Here is a 657-nt window from a genome sequence, read left to right as displayed (position 1 = left end):
CGATCCGGTGGGCGACGAGCTGCCCGTTCGCGATCAGGCGCCGGACCGTCTTGGCCGACAGGCCGAAGCGTGCGGCGATGGCGTCGACGGAATGCAGCTGCGCCGATGACGGCGGCGTGGGGACAGCGGTTCTGGGCATGGGAGCGCTCCTCGGCTTCGCGGTGACCGCCCGGCCACCACCAGTCGCGTGCACGTGTGGTGGTCGGGCATGACGCCAGGGTCGCGTCACGACCTGCGTGGGACGAGTGCGGCCTGATCGGGCGCGAGGGGTGCGCGCAGGGCGTGCGGAGCCCGTTGCGGCTCAGGCGTCCGGCGGCGAAGCGGCCGAATCGGACGATGAAATAGGCGGATATCGTGCATACGAAGCGTGGGCAGCCACGCTATCGACGAGGCGGCCCGCTATGGCTTGCGTCGGACCGCGCGGCCACGCCTCGCCGGCGACTCCGTCGCGACACCGAGCTGCGGCGCGGGGAACAGGTCCGCCGTGGAGGAAGCCGGCGGCGCCTTCCGGCTGCGACGAGGCACCCCGGCGGCGTCGCGGATCAGGCACACGACGGCCTCGGTCAGGCTGCCGCAGCGGGTTGCTTCTGCGAACGATCGCAGCCGGCGCAGGTCCGCCGTCCCCACCACCACCTGTATGACATGCCGCTCGGCCGC

1 protein-coding gene is annotated in these 657 nt (G+C 72.6%); it reads right to left on the bottom strand.

From position 1 onward, the window contains the following. Positions 1-399: 399 nt before the first annotated feature. Positions 400-657 (bottom strand): hypothetical protein (locus B8460_RS23235; protein WP_048863503.1); only part of this gene is annotated, 258 nt, incomplete at its 5' end.

The sequence above is a fragment of the Acidisphaera rubrifaciens HS-AP3 genome (assembly GCF_000964365.1).
In the GTDB taxonomy this organism is placed as follows: Bacteria; Pseudomonadota; Alphaproteobacteria; order Acetobacterales; family Acetobacteraceae; genus Acidisphaera; species Acidisphaera rubrifaciens.
Note: the sequence above shows the minus strand (reverse complement) of the source record. Positions and strands in the feature narration are given on the sequence as shown.